This is a genomic window from Pseudomonas sp. (genome assembly GCF_032058845.1).
GTDB lineage: Bacteria > Pseudomonadota > Gammaproteobacteria > Pseudomonadales > Pseudomonadaceae > Aquipseudomonas.
Window position 1 is genome coordinate 1 of record NZ_DAMCCR010000002.1, and the last position, 16,810, is coordinate 16,810.

At 65.2% G+C, this 16,810-nt stretch carries 16 protein-coding genes and 2 pseudogenes; 9 read left to right on the top strand and 9 right to left on the bottom strand.

Annotated elements, in window-relative coordinates; translation table 11 throughout:
- Nucleotides 1-1,092 (bottom strand): fused PTS fructose transporter subunit IIA/HPr protein (gene fruB, locus RT028_RS00495; RefSeq protein ID WP_312931196.1); only part of this gene is annotated, 1,092 nt, incomplete at its 3' end.
- A gap of 489 nt (nucleotides 1,093-1,581) precedes the next feature.
- Here fruB and cra point away from each other — a divergent pair.
- A complete protein-coding gene (gene cra / locus RT028_RS00500; protein ID WP_312931198.1) occupies nucleotides 1,582-2,577 on the top strand; it encodes a catabolite repressor/activator in 996 nt (331 codons plus the stop codon).
- A 2-nt stretch (nucleotides 2,578-2,579) separates the two neighbouring features.
- Entirely contained in the window at nucleotides 2,580-3,362 is a 783-nt protein-coding gene (locus RT028_RS00505) for a TatD family hydrolase (protein WP_312931200.1), read from the top strand.
- 9 nt (nucleotides 3,363-3,371) lie between these two features.
- Here RT028_RS00505 and ampE read toward each other — a convergent pair whose 3' ends face one another.
- The 3 genes from ampE to RT028_RS00520 all read right to left on the bottom strand — a co-directional run bounded on the left by ampE (nucleotide 3,372) and on the right by RT028_RS00520 (nucleotide 7,048).
- The gene (ampE, locus tag RT028_RS00510) at nucleotides 3,372-4,202 is read right to left on the bottom strand and encodes a regulatory signaling modulator protein AmpE (RefSeq protein ID WP_312931202.1); all 831 of its coding nucleotides are present in this window, start codon (nucleotides 4,200-4,202) and stop codon (nucleotides 3,372-3,374) included.
- Nucleotides 4,199-4,765, bottom strand: a complete 567-nt coding sequence (ampD, locus tag RT028_RS00515; RefSeq protein ID WP_312931206.1) for a 1,6-anhydro-N-acetylmuramyl-L-alanine amidase AmpD — start codon at nucleotides 4,763-4,765, stop codon at nucleotides 4,199-4,201. Before ampD ends, ampE begins: the two co-directional genes overlap by 4 nt.
- Before the next feature lie 87 nt (nucleotides 4,766-4,852).
- On the bottom strand, nucleotides 4,853-7,048 hold the full coding sequence (locus RT028_RS00520) for a DUF1631 family protein (RefSeq protein ID WP_312931215.1): 2,196 nt from the start codon (nucleotides 7,046-7,048) through the stop codon (nucleotides 4,853-4,855).
- A 220-nt stretch (nucleotides 7,049-7,268) separates the two neighbouring features.
- Between RT028_RS00520 and nadC the strand changes: the two genes are divergently transcribed.
- A complete protein-coding gene (gene nadC, locus RT028_RS00525; RefSeq protein ID WP_312931217.1) occupies nucleotides 7,269-8,117 on the top strand; it encodes a carboxylating nicotinate-nucleotide diphosphorylase in 849 nt (282 codons plus the stop codon).
- 168 nt (nucleotides 8,118-8,285) lie between these two features.
- On the opposite strand, the gene trxB is transcribed toward nadC, so the two are convergent.
- Entirely contained in the window at nucleotides 8,286-9,248 is a 963-nt protein-coding gene (trxB, locus tag RT028_RS00530; protein ID WP_312931220.1) for a thioredoxin-disulfide reductase, read from the bottom strand.
- Nucleotides 9,249-9,556: 308 nt separating this feature from the next.
- Between trxB and cysZ the strand changes: the two genes are divergently transcribed.
- From cysZ to RT028_RS00545, 3 genes are all read left to right on the top strand, one after another.
- On the top strand, nucleotides 9,557-10,321 hold the full coding sequence (gene cysZ, locus RT028_RS00535) for a sulfate transporter CysZ (RefSeq protein WP_312931222.1): 765 nt from the start codon (nucleotides 9,557-9,559) through the stop codon (nucleotides 10,319-10,321).
- A 48-nt stretch (nucleotides 10,322-10,369) separates the two neighbouring features.
- Nucleotides 10,370-10,585, top strand: a complete 216-nt coding sequence (locus RT028_RS00540) for a TIGR02450 family Trp-rich protein (protein ID WP_312931224.1) — start codon at nucleotides 10,370-10,372, stop codon at nucleotides 10,583-10,585.
- Between the two features lie 110 nt (nucleotides 10,586-10,695).
- Nucleotides 10,696-11,064 carry a hypothetical protein gene (locus tag RT028_RS00545; RefSeq protein ID WP_312931226.1) on the top strand — a complete coding sequence of 123 codons (369 nt, stop codon included), beginning with the start codon at nucleotides 10,696-10,698 and terminating at the stop codon, nucleotides 11,062-11,064.
- A 61-nt stretch (nucleotides 11,065-11,125) separates the two neighbouring features.
- Here the strand turns inward: RT028_RS00545 and RT028_RS20215 are convergent, their stop codons facing one another.
- The gene (locus RT028_RS20215; protein ID WP_409567123.1) at nucleotides 11,126-11,557 is read right to left on the bottom strand and encodes a methyl-accepting chemotaxis protein; all 432 of its coding nucleotides are present in this window, start codon (nucleotides 11,555-11,557) and stop codon (nucleotides 11,126-11,128) included.
- A gap of 108 nt (nucleotides 11,558-11,665) precedes the next feature.
- Nucleotides 11,666-12,415 (bottom strand): annotated as a pseudogene (locus RT028_RS20220) (PAS domain-containing protein); the annotation flags it as partial.
- Nucleotides 12,416-12,610: 195 nt separating this feature from the next.
- Between RT028_RS20220 and RT028_RS00555 the strand changes: the two are divergent.
- On the top strand, nucleotides 12,611-13,810 hold the full coding sequence (locus tag RT028_RS00555) for a glycosyltransferase family 1 protein (RefSeq protein ID WP_312931231.1): 1,200 nt from the start codon (nucleotides 12,611-12,613) through the stop codon (nucleotides 13,808-13,810).
- A gap of 22 nt (nucleotides 13,811-13,832) precedes the next feature.
- Here RT028_RS00555 and RT028_RS00560 read toward each other — a convergent pair whose 3' ends face one another.
- Nucleotides 13,833-14,315, bottom strand: coding sequence for a glutathione peroxidase (locus RT028_RS00560; RefSeq protein ID WP_312931233.1), 483 nt, complete (start codon nucleotides 14,313-14,315; stop codon nucleotides 13,833-13,835).
- A 144-nt stretch (nucleotides 14,316-14,459) separates the two neighbouring features.
- Nucleotides 14,460-14,945, bottom strand: a complete 486-nt coding sequence (locus RT028_RS00565; protein WP_312931236.1) for a peptidylprolyl isomerase — start codon at nucleotides 14,943-14,945, stop codon at nucleotides 14,460-14,462.
- On the opposite strand from RT028_RS00565, the pseudogene RT028_RS00570 reads away from it, so the two are divergent.
- Nucleotides 14,944-15,266: pseudogene (locus tag RT028_RS00570) on the top strand (DUF3565 domain-containing protein). The gene RT028_RS00565 and the pseudogene RT028_RS00570 sit on opposite strands and share 2 nt — an antisense overlap.
- A gap of 31 nt (nucleotides 15,267-15,297) precedes the next feature.
- Nucleotides 15,298-16,810: phosphate acetyltransferase (gene pta, locus RT028_RS00575; protein WP_409567122.1), on the top strand; the 1,513-nt coding region annotated here is incomplete at its 3' end.

A 16,810-nucleotide genomic window follows, 5' to 3' on the forward strand; every position in this document is an offset into this window, starting at 1 on the left:
GGCTTCCAGCAGGGCCGGCAAGGCATCGCCGGCGATGTCAGGCTCGGCGAGCAGTTCCAGCGTCTGACCACGGCGTGCGCCGAGGCTGAGCAGCTTGCTCAGGCTCTTGGCCGACACGGCTGCCTCACCCGCATCGACGACGCGCAGGCGAATTTCGCCCTCGAAGCGTTTGGCCAATTGCGCCAGCACCTTGGCCGGACGGGCGTGCAGCCCATGCGCGTTGGCCAGCACGATGCGTGCGCTGGGCCAGTCCGGCAGCACCTCGCCGCCCAGCACTTGCAGCACGGTGCGGCTGTCGGTGGCCTGGTACAGGCTCTGCCCGCGGCCTTCGATCAGCACTTCGCACAGGCGTTCAAGCAAAGCCTGGTGCGCCGCACCCAGGCTGGCCAGGCAGAACAGACCGTTGAGCGGTTGCTCGCGGTAGCGCAGCGGCTGTTGCGGGGTAATGAAGGCCAGGCCCGGTTGCAGGACCTGGCGGTCGCTGTTCAACCACCACAGGCCATCGCCCAGCGGTAGCGGCTCGGCTTGCTGCAGCAAGGCGGCAAAACCTGGCTCGACGCAGCCGGCCTTCTGCAGCAGGCGCGCCCCGCGCCAGCTCAGCTCATCGAAGTCTTCGGCCGGCAGGCTGAGGCTGACCAGTTGCGCGTCCAGCGCCAGCTCGCGCGGCGCACCTTGCAGCAGTTTCAGCAGGGCCTCGGCAGAGGTGGCGCGGCGCAGCGCTTCGGCCAGGTCGGTTTCACCCAGGGCGCGGGTCAGCAGTTGCAGCAGGCGCAGATGCTCGTCCGAGCGCGCGGCGATGCCGATGGCCAGGTAGACACGCTGGCCATCGCCCCAGTCGATCCCGTCAGGAAACTGCAGCAGGCGCACGCCGGTGCTGAACACCAGATCGCGGGTCTGGGGAGTGCCGTGGGGGATGGCGATGCCTTGCCCGAGGAACGTCGAGCCCTGCGTCTCGCGGGCCTGCAACCCTTCCAGGTAGCCGTCGGCGACCAGCCCATCGGCGACCAGTCGATCGGCCAGCAGGCGCAGCGCCTGGGCCTTGTCGGCCGCTACCTGGCCCATGGCTATCTGCTCTTTGGCGAGCTCGAGCATGACCTTCTCCTTTTCCAGCCCCATCGGGAGGCCGAGGTATTGTTGTGGACGCATGACGTTCCAAAAGCGCGAACACAGGCACGTTGCCTGTTCAGCAGAATGGGTCACGGACCGCTGTTCTGCATCGCGATGTGGTTCCAGGGCGGAAGAAAAATGGGCAGTATTCCGAAGCTGAAACGTTTAATCTGATTCAGCGGTCACGTTACTCGATAATCTTGCGACTAAACAGCCCCAGCGTGTCGGACAATTGCGACGTTGGTCGTCTGCGCAGGGTGCATCGTCTGGGTAAAACTGCGGTCTGTACGTACTGCGTCTGCTTGTGTCTACGCACAGGCACTGCACGTACCATGGCCAATGCGGTTTGCTCACGACACCTGAGCGCATTGCGCTGGACGCTACAGCGCAGCGGTGCCAGATGCAGAGACCTTTCGTACAGAGCAAGCAGGCCAGGCCGCGCAGTCTGTTTCATGTCATCACAAGGAACCTTCGGTGAAACTTAGCGATATTGCCCGTCTGGCCGGTGTGTCAGTCACCACCGCCAGCTACGTCATCAATGGCAAGGCCGAGCAGCAGCGCATCAGCAGCAGCACGGTGGAACGCGTGCGCGCGGTGGTCGACGCCCATGGTTTCATGCCCAACCCGCAGGCAGCTGGCTTGCGCAGCCGGCATACCCGCACGCTGGGCTTCATCCTGCCTGACCTGGAAAACCCCAGCTACGCACGCATCGCCAAGCAGCTCGAAGCCGGCGCCCGCGCCCGCGGCTACCAGTTGCTGATCGCCAGCAGCGACGATCAGCCCGACAGCGAACGGCAGTTGCAGCAACTGTTTCGCGCGCGGCGCTGTGATGCGTTGTTCGTGGCCAGTTGCCTGCCACCCGACGACCACAGCTACCGCGACGTGCAGGCCAACGGCCTGCCAGTGATCGGCATCGACCGCAGCCTGGACCCTGCCCATTTCTGCTCGGTGATCAGCGACGACCACCACGCCAGCCTGCTGCTGACCCAGAGCCTGCTGCACGGTGCCCCGCAGCGTGTCGCGTTGATCGGAGCACGGCCCGAACTGTCGGTCAGCCAGGCGCGCCTGGCAGGCTTTGACGCAGCCCTGCAGCAGCATGCCGGCGAGGTGCGCCGCTACCAGGGCGAGGCCTTCAGCCGCGACTGTGGTCAGCGCCTGATGACCCAACTGATCGACGAACTCGGCGGCCTGCCCGATGCCCTGGTCACCACCTCCTACGTGCTGCTGCAGGGGGTGTTCGATACCCTTCAGGGTTGCGCCGCCGGCCAGCGCGCGCTGCAACTGGGCACCTTCGGTGATAACCAGTTGCTCGATTTCCTGCCCTTGCCGGTCAATGCCATGGCCCAGCAACACGGCCTGATCGCGGCCACGGCGCTGGACCTGGCGGTGGCCGCCATCGAAGCGAAAACCTACCAGCCGGGCGTGCATGCCGTGGCGCGGACCTTCAAGCAACGCCTGCACCTGGCCTGACCATGCGCCTGATCGACACCCATACCCACCTGGATTTCCCCGACTTCGACGCCGATCGCGCGGCCTTGCTGATCGAGGCGCGCGCCAACGGGGTTGAGCGCATGGTGGTGCTGGGGGTGGAGCAGGCCAACTGGCAACGCGTGTGGGACACGGTCTGTGCGCAACCCGGGTTGCACGCAGCGCTGGGGCTGCACCCGGTCTACCTCGATGCGCACCGCGCTGAGCACCTGGCGCACCTGCGCGACTGGCTCGCGCGGCTGCAGGGCGATCCGCGGTTGTGCGCCGTGGGCGAGTTCGGTCTGGATTTCTACCTGCCCGAGCTCGACCGGCAGCACCAGCAAGGCTGGTTCGAGGCGCAGTTGCAGATCGCCCGGGACTTCAACTTGCCGGTGCTGTTGCATGTGCGCCGCAGCCATGCCGAGGTGATTGCCACCCTCAAGCGCATCAGGGTGCCGCGCGGCGGCATCATTCATGCGTTTGCCGGCAGTTACGAACAAGCCCGCGAGTACATCAAGCTGGGCTTTCTCCTGGGGCTGGGGGGTGCCGCTACCTGGCCGCAGGCCCTGCGCCTGCGCAAGACCCTGCCGCGCCTGCCGCTGGACAGCCTGGTGCTGGAAACCGATGCACCCGACATGGCCCCGGCCATGTTCGCGGGGCTGCGCAACAGCCCCGTGCACCTGCCGCAGATCACCGCGGCCCTGGCCGACATCATGGGTGTGGACGCCGAGCACCTGGCCCTGGCCAGCACGCGCAATGCCTGCACCCTGTTCGGCTGGCCCTGCTGAGGGGCGGCCTCAGCGCAGAATCGTCCACACCGCGAAGGCCGCGTACCACAGCACCGCGCAGCGCAGCAGCAATTCCCACAGGCTGTTCAACCGGGCGACAGCGTGCTCGCGCGCATCCTGCTCGGGGATGTCGTCCGCCACGCGGCCCAGCTCGGCGACCAGCGACGGCGCGCGCCGATGCAGATTCAGCAGTTCGTGCAGCATGACTCGCCCGACCGCAACGAAGTTGCCCACCAGCGCGAAACTCATGCCCAGTACCCGCACCGGCAGCCAGTCCATGGCATGGCGCAATTGTTCGGCACGCCCCTGCACGGCGCCATGCCGGCTGTGCTCGACGCACAGCGCCAACAGGCGGTAAGCCAGTGCCGCTGCCGGCCCCAGCAGGCAATACCAGAACACCACGGCGAAAAAGCTCTGATAGGCCTGCCACAGCAGGTAAGCCTGTACCTGCGCCTGCAAGTGGGTGGCATCCTCGCCCCGCAGGCCCAGGTCGCGCTCGGCCACCTGCAAGGCACCCTGTTCATCACCCCGGCGCCAGGCATCGCGCAACGGCCCCAACGCGGCCTTGGCGTCCCCGCGCCCGAGGCTGTAGAGCAACACCAGCAGGTGCACCGGCAGCGCCAACAGCCCATAGGCTATCGGCTCCAGCACATGCAACAGCAACACCAGCAACATCACCGGCGCCAGAATCAGGATGGCCAGGGTCCAGCACGGCGGCACCTTGCCGCTGCGCTCCAGACGCACCAGTTCACCGCGAAAGAAGCCGTCACGCTGCACACGACGGCGCAGGGCCGAGAACTTCTCGATCCACAGCACCAGTACCAACACCAGAAAACTCATGATCTGTCCTCATTCACGCGCAGGGCCTTGCGGTAACGTGACCAGTCGAATGCCGGGCCCGGATCGGTCTTGCGTTGCGGGGCGATGTCGCTGTGGCCGCAGATGCGCGGGCCGTCGATCACCGGCCAGGCCGCGCGGATCTGCCGGGTCAGGGTCGCCAGCGCCTGGTACTGGGCCTCGGTGTAGGGCAGCTCGTCGGTGCCCTCGAGCTCGATGCCGATGGAAAAATCATTGCAGCCTTCCCGGCCACCAAAGGTCGAGACGCCGGCGTGCCAGGCGCGTTCGAGCAGGGACACGAACTGGGTCACCGCGCCGTCGCGTTCGACGAACAGGTGCGCCGATACGGTCAGGTGCTGGATGCCTTGAAAATAGGGGTGCTCATCGGGGTCGAGGCGATTCTGGAAGAACGCCTGCACCTTGCCCGTGCCGAAACAGGCCGGCGGCAGACTGATGTTGTGGATGACCAGCAAGGAAATGGCCTCGCCCGGCGGGCGCGCGTTGCAATTGGGCGACGGGCAGTGAATCGCGCCGCAGAACCAGCCAGTGGCGGGGTCCAGTTGCATGGGTAATGAATCCTGTAGAACACCTGGGGCGGTCAGTATGCCGCGCACATCCCTGCCGTGGAAATGTTGCGCAGCCTGGCAGCCTGCTCAGTGCAGTTCTGCAGCTCCCAACTGGTCGAGGGCCGTGCGCAAGGCACGCTCGAACACCCGGCCGCCATTGAGCACCGTCACTGCATTGCGCTGGATGGCGTCGGCCAGCTCTGCGCGGGTCCACTCGCGCAGCTTGACCCCTGCATGATTGGCGAACACGTAACGGTCGCGGCCCTCGATGCGCGCCAGCAGACGGCAGCGCAGCACGCTGTCAGCTTCGCGCACCTCGACCCAGGTGCCGATGCGCAGGCGCTCCAGCACCTTGAGCACTGCGCGGGGTATTGCGCTATCCGACTCGGCCTGCGCCGGGACCAGCTCGGCGCCGGGCAGGCGGATCGGCTCGCTGACCCGTACGTAGCGCAGCGCACCGGTGCTGGGTGCCGTCGGCTGCCCTGGTAGCGCACAGGCACGCAGGTGCAGGCGCTCGAGGTCCTGGAAGAATTCGCGGGTGCTCAGCGAGGCCAGGGCAATGCTGCCCAGGCCCTCGCGCAACGCCTTGAGCAGCCCCGGCAAGCGCGCCAGCAGGCGTTGACGCGCCTGAGCCTGCGGATGCGGTGCGATGCTCGCCAGCAGCGCATCGAGCGTAGCGAGTGCCGACTGCCAGGGCGCGGACTGCTCGCCCTGCTTGAGCCAGGCCATGATCAGCACCTGGCTCCAGGCGTCACGGAGCACGTCCAGCACGACACGGGGCAGGCGCTGGCCAAGCACACGCTGATTGAGCACGTCTTCAACGCGGCGACGGGCCTGCTGCATGCGCACGTGGCCCTCTTCTGCATCCCGCGCGCGTTGCTCCAGCAGGTCATGGCGGCGACGCTCTTCCAGGCTTGCGGCCAGAAATGCGTCGAGGTGACTCTTGAATGCCACATGATCTTCGGCAACGTCATCGAGCACTCGCTGGACGACCCCCTCCAGACGCAGGTAGAGGCTGTCTGGCGCGGTCTCATCGTCGCCCTGCCAGCCAATGGCAGCCGCGCCGAGCTCGTTGAACAAACGCCGAGCCGGGTGGCTGGCGCGTGTCAACAGGCTCTTGTCGAGGATCGCCACTTTCAGCAGCGGGAGGTGCAACCGGGCAAGCAGCGCGCGCATGCGCGGGTGCAGGTTCGGGTCTTGCTCGACAGCGGCAAACAGCCGTCCCATCAGGTTGATGGTGTCTTCTTCGTCGCTGCCCAGGCAGCGTCGGGTGGCACTGCGGGCGCTGATCTTGAGCAGCAGGTGCTGCAGAGCCTGGCCGAGATCGAGGGGCCGGGTGGCGTCTCCTTCACCGGCATGGTGCTGCAGGTGCGACAGCATGCGCGCCAGGTCCGGCGCCGAAACCGGTACAGCGCCGTCGTGGCGCAGACGTGGCGTCAGTTGTCCGCGCAGTGGCGCCAGGAGTGCCTGTGTACGCTCGAAGAACGCCTCGGCGGCCGCCTGCAACGCGCCATTGCGCACCTGGCCTGCGCCGATCGACGCCACGCCCGCACGCCAGGCGCGTGGGGTCAGCGCGGTGCTGGGCAAGGGGTTGAGCGCGGGCAGCACGCCTTCACTGGCGAGGACGTGGTTGGCGTCGGCATAGCACGGGCCCATGCGGCCTAGCACGTGTTGCTCGAACAGGCCGAACAGCACCGTCATGGTCGGCACATCGACCTTGAGCACGCTGCACCCGCGGGCGAAATACTGGCACAGACCGCTCGGGCTCAGCGGGTTGCAGCGCGTGCCAGCGAGGGTGACGTCCAATACGGCTTCGATACGTGCATCCAGCTGCGCCAGCACTGCGCCTTCGCGGCTCATGACGCGCTCGATCATGGCCTGGATGAGATCGTGCTGCGCAGCACTGGCCCGCGCATGGCGGGACAGGTCGGCATCGAGCAGTGCCCCACCGGTGGTGTGTGTCAGGCCGCTGAACGCTTGATGCAGGGCGTCCAGCACGCCGTGTTCGACATGCTTGCGCTTGAAGCGCACGTCGCGCATGGCTTGCAGGCTGCGACGCTGTTCGATCACGTCGCTGGCTTTGTCGACCTGCTCGATGAGCACATCCTCGGCCATGTCGAACAACGCTTGCAGGCCAGTACTGACATGCAGCGCCGCGCTGTCACGGATGCGCAGCAGCAACATAGGCAACGAAGGCGCCAGTAGTGCCGCACGACGGTCGATCACCGACGTCAATGAGATCACGTTGGCTTCGTGCCGCATGTCGAGCTCCTTGCTGTTCATGAGAAAAGGTCATTCCTTGACGCTGGGTGCACTGTCGGAGAAGAGTCGTATTCATGGTGAGTCAAACGACCGCTGCGAGGTTCGATACAAATGACCTCCAGATGTTCCGCTGATGCCCTCCAGCCGATGGAAGGTTGCCATCGGCACAGGTGTACAGCCTGCTGCCCTGCCCTATAATCGCCGGCACTTTTGTCTGTAGAGCCCACCTGTGGAGCCGACCATGCCGAACCTACGCCTCGCTGACCTGACCGCCGAAATCGATGCCAATGTCCGTCGGGCCTTGTTCGAAGACATTGGCAGCGGCGACATCACCGCGCAGTTGATCCCCGCCGAGCGTCTGGCCAAGGCCACCATCATTACCCGCGAGGCCTGCGTCATCGCCGGGACCGCATGGGTCGACGCGGTGTTTCGTCAACTCGATCCGCGTGTCGCGGTGCACTGGCACGTGGTGGATGGCCAGCAGGCGGCGGCAGATCAGGTGCTGTTCCATCTGGAAGGCCCCGCGCGATCGCTGCTCAGCGGCGAGCGCGCGGCGCTGAATTTTCTGCAGATGCTGTCAGGCGTCGCCACCCGCGCCCAGGCCTTGGCCAACCTGGTGAGCGGCACCGGCGTGCGCCTGCTCGACACTCGCAAGACACTGCCGGGCTTGCGCCTGGCGCAGAAATACGCCGTCACCTGCGGCGGCTGCGACAACCACCGCATCGGCCTGTATGACGCCTTCCTGATCAAGGAAAACCACATCGCCGCCTGCGGCGGTGTGGCCCAGGCCGTGCAGGCGGCGCAGCGCCTCGCCCCCGGCAAGCCGGTGGAAATCGAAGTGGAGAGCCTGGAAGAGCTGCGCCAGGCGCTGGATGCCGGGGCCGACATCGTCATGCTCGACGAACTGAGCCTGGATGAAATGCGCGAAGCGGTGCAGATCACTGCCGGCAAGGCCAAGCTGGAGGCCAGCGGCGGCGTGAACGAGCAGACGCTGCGGGTGATTGCCGAAACCGGTGTGGACTACATCTCGATTGGTGCGATGACCAAGGATGTCAAAGCGGTGGACCTGTCGATGCGGTTGAGCCTGTAGACCCCGAGCTGGGGTCGCAGGGCGGTCTGCAGGCTGCCCGGGTATCCCGTCGGGCCTACCGGGGTGTCCGCCGCAGGACGGCTTCGCCGTCCCGGCACACACCCCCTCCATGGCCTCCTGCGAATGTGGAGGCCATCGATCAGACAGTGGTCGAGAACGACCAGTGGCTCAGAACGACGCGTTGGCCAGACCGTCCAGGTAGCGTTCGACGTCCAGCGCCGCCATGCAGCCCGCGCCGGCCGAGGTGATGGCCTGACGGTACACATGGTCGGCCACGTCACCGGCCGCGAAGACACCTTCGACGTTGGTTGCCGTGGCATTGCCTTCACGGCCGCCGCTGACCACCAGGTAGCCGTCCTTCAAGGTCAATTGACCTTCGAACAGCGACGTGTTCGGCGTATGGCCGATGGCGATGAATACGCCGTCAACGGTGATTTCGTCGAAGCTGCCGTCGTTGTTCTTCAGGCGCGCACCGGTAACGCCCATGTTGTCCCCCAGCACTTCGTCGAGCGTGGCGTTGAGCTTGAGCTCGATCTTGCCTTCAGCCACACGCGCGTTGAGCTTGTCGATCAGGATCTTCTCGGCGCGGAAGGTTTCGCGGCGGTGGATCAGGGTCACCTTGCTGGCGATGTTGGCCAGGTACAGCGCCTCTTCCACGGCCGTGTTGCCGCCACCGACCACGGCGACCGGTTTGTTGCGGTAGAAGAAACCGTCGCAGGTGGCGCAGGCCGACACGCCCTTGCCCATGAACGCTTCTTCCGACGGCAGGCCCAGGTAGCGGGCGCTGGCACCGGTGGCGATGATCAACGCGTCGCAGGTGTAGGTGCCGTTGTCGCCGGTCAGGGTGTGCGGCTTGGCGGCCAGGTCGACGGCATTGATGTGATCGAAGACGATCTCGGTTTCAAAACGCTCGGCATGCTCCTGCATGCGCTGCATCAGCGCCGGGCCGGTCAGGCCATGGGGGTCGCCCGGCCAGTTGTCGACTTCGGTGGTGGTGGTCAGCTGGCCGCCAGCCTGCATGCCGGTGATCAGCAGTGGCTTGAGGTTGGCACGGGCCGCATAGACCGCCGCGCTGTAGCCGGCAGGGCCGGAGCCCAGAATGATGACGCGCGAATGACGAACTTCAGACATGTCGAACTCCTGTCGATCCTGCCGAGCGCCGGCGCTGGACGCCGGATGGGCAGGCTGGAATTGTAAGGGCCTGTGCAACGCCAGGCTGCACAGGCCACAGAAAGCGGTGGGCAGACTGTAGCGAGGTGGCAGAGAGTAAGGAAATATCCTTAGACAATCCACCTTATAGGCAAGCTCTATGCACCATAGCCGCGGGCCAGAGCGGGTCAGCCGACTGGCGGCGGCCCTGGCAGCTCATCGGGCATCTTTCCGGGTGCCAGCAAACTCGGTAAGGTCTGCGCGTTTTCCTGACCTTTTGGAGTTTCTCCATGCACGCCCCCGTTCTGTCCGGCCCGCAATACCTGCGTGAAGGCCTCAAGCTGGTGTTGAGCCCAGGTCTGCGGTTGTTCGTTCTGCTGCCCTTGGCAGTCAACCTGTTGCTGTTCGGAGCGCTGGTGTATTTCGCCAGCCACCAGTTCAGCCTCTGGGTCGATGCACTGATGCCCAGCCTGCCTGACTGGCTGAACTTCCTGACCTACATCATCTGGCCGCTGTTCGTGGTACTGGTCATCCTGATGGTGTTCTTCACCTTCACCCTGGTGGCCAACGTGGTGGCCGCCCCATTCAATGGCTTTCTGGCAGAAAAGGTCGAGGTGGTCGCCCGTGGCCAGGACACCTTCCCGCCCTTCAGCTGGGGGGAACTGGCGGCCATGGTGCCGCGCACCTTCTCGCGGGAAATGCGCAAACTGGGCTATTTCCTGCCACGGGCGATCGGGCTGTTCATCCTGTCGTTGATTCCGGTGGTCAACGTCATCGCCGCGCCACTGTGGCTGGTGTTCGGCATCTGGATGATGGCCATTCAGTACATCGACTACCCCGCCGACAACAACAAGATGAGCTGGCAGGACATGCTCGCCTGGCTGCGCAGCAAGCGCTGGCAGTCGATGAGTTTTGGCGGGGTGACGTATCTCGCGCTGCTGATCCCGTTCGTCAACATCCTGATGATGCCGGCGGCCGTGGCAGGCGCCACGCTGTTCTGGGTGCGGGAAAAGGGTGATACCCGTGTCACAGCAACGCCTGAGCATCGAGCCTGAGCCTGAGCCTGGCTCGACGTCATCCTGTTTCGTCCATCGGAGCTTCCCATGAATCGCTTCAACCCCGCCAAACTCAAGCTGTCGAAATGGACCGCGACGCAGCCGGTGAACCGCGAAAAACACTTCCTGGTCACAAATCTGGAACATGACGAAGCGGGCACCCTGCTGCGTGTGGAACTGCAGGCAGTGCACAGCCTGCGCAGCGAGTGGCTGGACTGGCGGGTGCTGCGCGACGCCCAGGTATGGGCGATGGGCTGGCGCTAGCGTGGGCGCGCGAGCACACGTGGCAACTATCTACTGCGCTTGCCGGAGGCCTGCGGTTTCCAATGCACGCCTGGCTGCACTCCCGCAGCCAGCGACCAAAGGAAACACCCATGAACGAAGATCGCGACTACCTCGACCTCAGCCAAATCCCTGCCCACCTGCAGGGCCTGCGCCACTTGGAGCACAAGGCCCGCTGGCGCCTCAATGACGCCCTCGCCGGCGCGGGCGTCGATACGCCCGCCGATGACTTGTTCGTCAACTCCGACGATGGCCAGGGCGTGGTGATCGACCATGTCTCGCTGGTCGATATGGTGGTAAGGGCCGTGCAAGATGGAGAAGCGCCAAGAGCCAGCGCGCCGTTTTCCGGACTTTTCTACGTCAGGGCCTCGTTTGACGATGCCCATCGCGCAGACGCGGCACTGCCACTGAGCGAAGCCGTCGCCATGGCTGCTGCGGTGTACGCGCAACTGCAAGGCTGACCTGCCCCACCCGCCTGGGTTGGCCGGCCAGCCCAGGCTTAGGGCTTTGAAGCTTCAGCGATCAGCCATTCAACTGGTTGGAAAACTGCCCTACGGCATCCACCACCTTCTTCGCCCCATCCTGAATCTCACCGATCACCCCACCGGTTTCGTCCGCCAGGTTCAGGCCTTGCTCGGCCTGGCGCTTGCTGGTGTCGATGATGTCCACTGCCGCCTGCGCCAACTGCTCGTTCTGCTGCACCACACGGGCAATCTCTTCGGTCGCGCTGCTGGTGCGCGAGGCCAGTTGCCGCACCTCGTCAGCGACCACGGCAAAACCGCGCCCCTGCTCACCGGCCCGGGCCGCCTCGATGGCGGCGTTGAGCGCCAGCAGGTTGGTCTGGCTGGCAATGTCGCTGATGGTCTTGATGATTGCGCCGATCACCCGCGATTGCTTGTCCAGCGCCTGAATGCCCTCGGCGGCGCGCTGCATGGACGCTTCCAGCCCACGCATCACTTCGACACTCTGGGTCACCACCTGGGTGGCCTTGTTGGCACTGGCGTCGGTGTCCAGTGAGGTCGAATAGGCGATGTCGGCGGCCTGTGCCACGGCTTGCTCGCGGTTGACCTGATCGGTGATGACCGTGGCGAACTTGACCACTTTGTACAACACGTCGTGGGCATCGAAGATCGGGTTGTACGACGCCTCCAGCCACACCGTATTGCCATGGGCATCGACCCGTTTGAAGCGATCGGCGATGTACTCACCACGACGCAGCTTCTCCCAGAAGGTCTGGTAGGCAGGCGAGTTGACTTCCTGCGGTTCGCAGAAGATGCGGTGATGACGACCGCGCACCTGGTCGAGGCGATAACCGACCGCCTGGAGGAAGCGATCGTTGGCGGTGAGCACCTCGCCGTCGAGGCTGAATTCGATCACGGCGGTGGAGCGCATCAGCGCCTTGATCAGGCTCTCATGCTCGCGAGAGGTCTTGATGGTGCGTGACAGGTCACTCGAGTGCAGGGTGAAGTACTTGAGCCGGCCGTCACTGCTGCGGATCGGCTGCAGGATTGAGCGCAGCCAGGCTTCGTCACCGTCACCGCGCAGCAAGCGGAAGGCGCCGTGCAAGTGTTCGCCACGGGTCAGGGCAGTGTGCATGCGCTGATAGAAATCGAGCGACTTCACGTGCGCAGGCACGAAGTGTTCAAGCGAGCGCCCGAGCAACTGATCGGGGTTGTAGCGCATTTCCTTGGCGAAGTTGTCGTTGACGTGCAGGATGCGACCCTCGGGATCGAGCTGCAGGACCAGCATTTCGCTGTCCAGGCTGTCCTTGATCTGCTGTACCGAGAGCAGGTCTTCACGCAGCTGCTGCATTTGCTGCTTCAGTTTTTATTGAACATCACACACCCGCCCGAACACCTGTCATTGGATGCCTGTACATCGGCTGCACGAAGACAGTTCTTGAGCGGCAAACGATTAAATATTCTTCAGGTGCACCATCGGGCAGCCGTCAACTCGGCGCCACCTGACTGTCACGCAATGGCAACGTAGCGCGCGGACACTTTTTCCATGAAGACACCGCCTCTGCACATCACGCTGGTCAGCGAAACGTTTCCACCCGAGATCAACGGTGTGGCCAATATCCTCGGCCGGCTGAGCGAAGGGTTACGCCTGCGCGGTCACCGCGTGGAAGTGGTCCGCCCACGCCAGGGCGGCGATGTGACGGGCCTGGCGGGGCCTGATCTGCTGCTTGCGCGCGGCTGGCCACTGCCGGGCTACCCCGGCCTGCAATGGGGGCAGGTGTCGATGCACAAGCTCTTGCGGCGCTGGCGCCGGCAACGCCCAGACGTGTTGTACATCGCCACCCAAGGCCCGCTCGGGCTGAGTGCGCTACGCGCGGCGCGGCGCCTGGGCATTGCCGTGATCAGTGGCTTTCACACCAATTTCCCGCAGTACGCCGGGCAATACGGTCTCGGTCTGCTGGCCCGCGCGCTGACCGGCTACCTGCGCGCCTTCCACCGCCGCACGGCCATCACCCTGGTGCCCAGCGCCAGCCAGCGCCTTGATCTGCAACGCCGGGGCTTCGAGCGGCTGGGGGTGCTGGCGCGAGGTGTCGACGCCACGCTGTTCAACCCGGCCCGCCGTAACCAGGCGCTGCGTGACAGCTGGGGGCTCGGCCCGGATGACGTCGCGGTGCTGCACGTCGGTCGCCTGGCGGTCGAGAAAAACCTCGGCCTGCTCAAGCCGTGCCTGCAGGCCTTGCAGCGCGACTATCCCCAGCGGCGGCTGCGCTTGATCCTGATAGGCGACGGGCCGCAGCGACACAGTCTCGAGCAACAGCTGCCGGATGCCGTGTTCTGTGGCGTGCAACGCGCAGAAGCCCTGGCTGAGCACTATGCCAGCGGTGACCTGTTCCTGTTTCCCAGCCTCACTGAAACCTTCGGCAATGTGGTGCTCGAAGCCATGGCGTCCGGGCTGGCGGTGATCGCGTTCGATGAGGCCGCAGCGGCTCAGCACATCCACCACGGGCACAGCGGCGGCCTGGCCATGCCGGGTGACAGCGCCGGATTCATCGAAGCCGCTTGCTGGTTGCTCGAGGAAGACGAAACCTTGCGGCGAGTGCGCCTGAACGCGCGGCACCATGCCCTGCATCAGGGCTGGGCGGCGATTGTCGAGCAGTTCGAGGGGCATTTGCTGGAGGCCTGCTCACGCCAGAGCACCCTTGTGCCGCCACTCAAGGCCTACCCCATGGCAGACAAGCCGGGCTGAGGCCCAGCCGGCCGGCCGGCGATCACTGCAGGGCCGCTTCGATGGCGTGGATGACGGTCGGGTCGTCGGGCAGCGTGCGCGGCGCGAATCGGGCCAGCACCCGCCCGTCCTTGCCAACCAGAAACTTCTCGAAGTTCCAGTTGATCTCGCCCGGGAACTCCGCACCCTCCCCAGCCAACAGACGATACAGCGCGTGACGCTGCGGCCCGTTCACCTCGACCTTGGTCGTCATCGGGAAGCTCACGCCGTACTGGCTTGAACAGAAGGTCTGGATATCGGCTTCAGCACCAGGCTCCTGACCGGCAAACTGGTTGCACGGCAGGCCGAGCACACTGAAACCTTGGTCCCGGTAACGCTGTTGCAGCTGCTCGAGCGCAGCATATTGCGGCGTCAGGCCACATTTCGATGCCACGTTGACCACCAGCAATACCTGCCCCTTGAACGGTGCCAGCGACAGCTCGCCGCCTGCCAGGGCCTGCAGTTTCACCTCGTGGAATGCACTCATGATCCTCTCCCCAATGGCCTGTGACGCGGCGCCGTGGGCAGACCGCGCCCAGCAAAAAGGCACCAGGCCAAACCGGTCGACCTCCCGAGGGAATGTCCGGCTTGTCCAGGCGCCTGGTGACGTTCTGAGCTTAGCGCAGAACCATCAGTGCTGATGGCCACCTTCACCGTGAACATGGCCGTGAGCCATTTCTTCTTCGCTGGCGTCGCGCACGTCAACGACCTTGACCTGGAAGGTCAGGCGCTGACCGGCCAGTGGGTGGTTGCCGTCGACGGTGACGTCGTCGCCATCGACGTCGCGGATGGTGACGATCTGCATCTGGCCATCGGGCGCCGAGGCGTGGAACTGCATGCCGACTTCCAGCTCGTCGACGCCTTCGAACAGGCTGCGGTTCAAGGTGCTGACCAGTTCGGCCGAGTATTCGCCGTAGGCTTCTTCAGGCTCGACGGAAACGTTCAGCTCGTCGCCGGCCTGCTTGCCTGCCAGAGCTTTTTCCAGCCCCGGGATGATGTTCGAAGCACCGTGCAGATACACCAGCGGCGCACCACCGGCGGAGCTGTCGATGACCTCACCAGCGTCATTGGTCAGGGTATATTCGATAGAGACAGCCTTGTTGGCGGCGATCAGCATGGGGCGAGACCTTTGCAAAAGAATGTAGAACCTGGAAGTGTAACCAAGGCATCGCCTGATTGCGAACCGGCCAAGGCTTCGGCACGACCCAACGGTAGTCACCTGCGACCCGTCAGTCGCATCAGCGGCTTTCATCGTGACCAGGAGGGCCACTGGGTGGCCGAGCTGACCTGTGGCCATACCCAGCACCTGCGCCACCTGCCACCGTGGCAGTCACGGCCCTGGGTGCTCGACCCCAACGCACGGCAACGGCGCATCGGTGAAGCATTTGCGTGCGGCTGGTGCGCCCAGGGGGTCGATAGCGCTACCCTTGCCGATTGATTCTGTGCCCGCCTACCGCCGAGACGCACACATGCAGACATTTTTCATCGCGCCGACCGATTTTGCAGTCGGCCTGACCTCGATCAGCCTGGGCCTGATACGCACCCTGGAGCGCGCCGGGCTGAAGGTCGGCTTCTTCAAGCCCATCGCTCAGCCGCACCCAGGCGACACCGGCCCTGAGCGCTCTACCGAACTGGTGGCCCGCACCCATGGTATCCAGCCGCCCACGCCCCTGAGCCTGGGCCAGGTCGAGCGCATGCTTGGCGATGGCCAGCTCGATGAGCTGCTCGAATCGATCATCCGCCTGTACCAGCAGGCCTGTGTCGGCAAGGACGTGGTCGTGGTCGAGGGCATGGTGCCGACCCGTCACGCCAGCTATGCCGCGCGGGTCAACCAGCACCTGGCCAAGAGCCTGGATGCCGAGGTGATCCTGGTCTCGGCGCCGGAAAACGAGGTCCTCAGCGAGCTGTCTGGCCGGGTCGAACTGCAGGCGCAGCTGTTTGGCGGCCCGCGGGATCCGAAAGTGCTCGGGGTGATCCTCAACAAGGTGCGCAGCGCCGAACCCATGGCCGACTTCGCCCAGCGCCTGCGCGAGCACTCGCCGCTGCTGCGCAGTGGCGACTTCCGCCTGCTGGGCTGCATTCCGTTCCAGGCCGAGCTGAACGCACCGCGCACGCGCGATGTGGCCGACCTGCTCGGTGCCCAGGTGCTCAACGCTGGTGATTACGAGCAGCGGCGCATGAACACCATCATCCTCTGCGCGCGCACCGTGGCCAACACCGTGCCACTGCTCAAGCCCGGCACCCTGGTGGTCACGCCGGGCGACCGTGACGACATCATCCTTGCCGTCAGCCTGGCCGCCATCAACGGCGTGCCCCTGGCCGGGCTGCTGCTGACCAGCGACAGCAAACCCGACCCGCGCATCCTTGGCCTGTGCCGCGGCGCCCTGCAGGCGGGCCTGCCGATCCTCTCGGTGAGCACCGGCTCGTATGACACCGCCACCCAGCTCAACTCGCTGAACCGCGAAATCCCTATCGATGACCGCGAGCGCGCCGAGTTCATCACCGATTTTGTCGCCAGCCACCTGGACGCCGCCTGGCTGCACCAGCGCTGCGGTACGCCGCGCGAACTGCGGCTGTCACCGGCCGTGTTCCGCTATCAACTGATCCAGCGTGCGCAACAGGCCAACAAACGCATCGTCCTGCCCGAAGGCGCCGAGCCCCTGCTGGTGCAGGCCGCCGCCCTGTGCCAGGCCCGCGGCATCGCCCGCTGCGTGCTGCTGGCCCGGCCCGAAGAGGTCGAGGCGGTCGCGCGGGCGCAAGGCATCAGCTTGCCAGCGGACCTGGAAATCCTCGACCCCGAGCTGATCCGCAGCCGCTATGTCGAACCCATGGTGGTACTGCGCAAGAGCAAGAACCTCAACGCGCCGATGGCCGAGCAGCAACTCGAAGACCCCGTGGTGCTGGCCACCGTGATGCTGGCGCTGGGCGAGGTCGATGGCATGGTCTCGGGTCTGGTGCATTCGACGGCCAACACCATCCGTC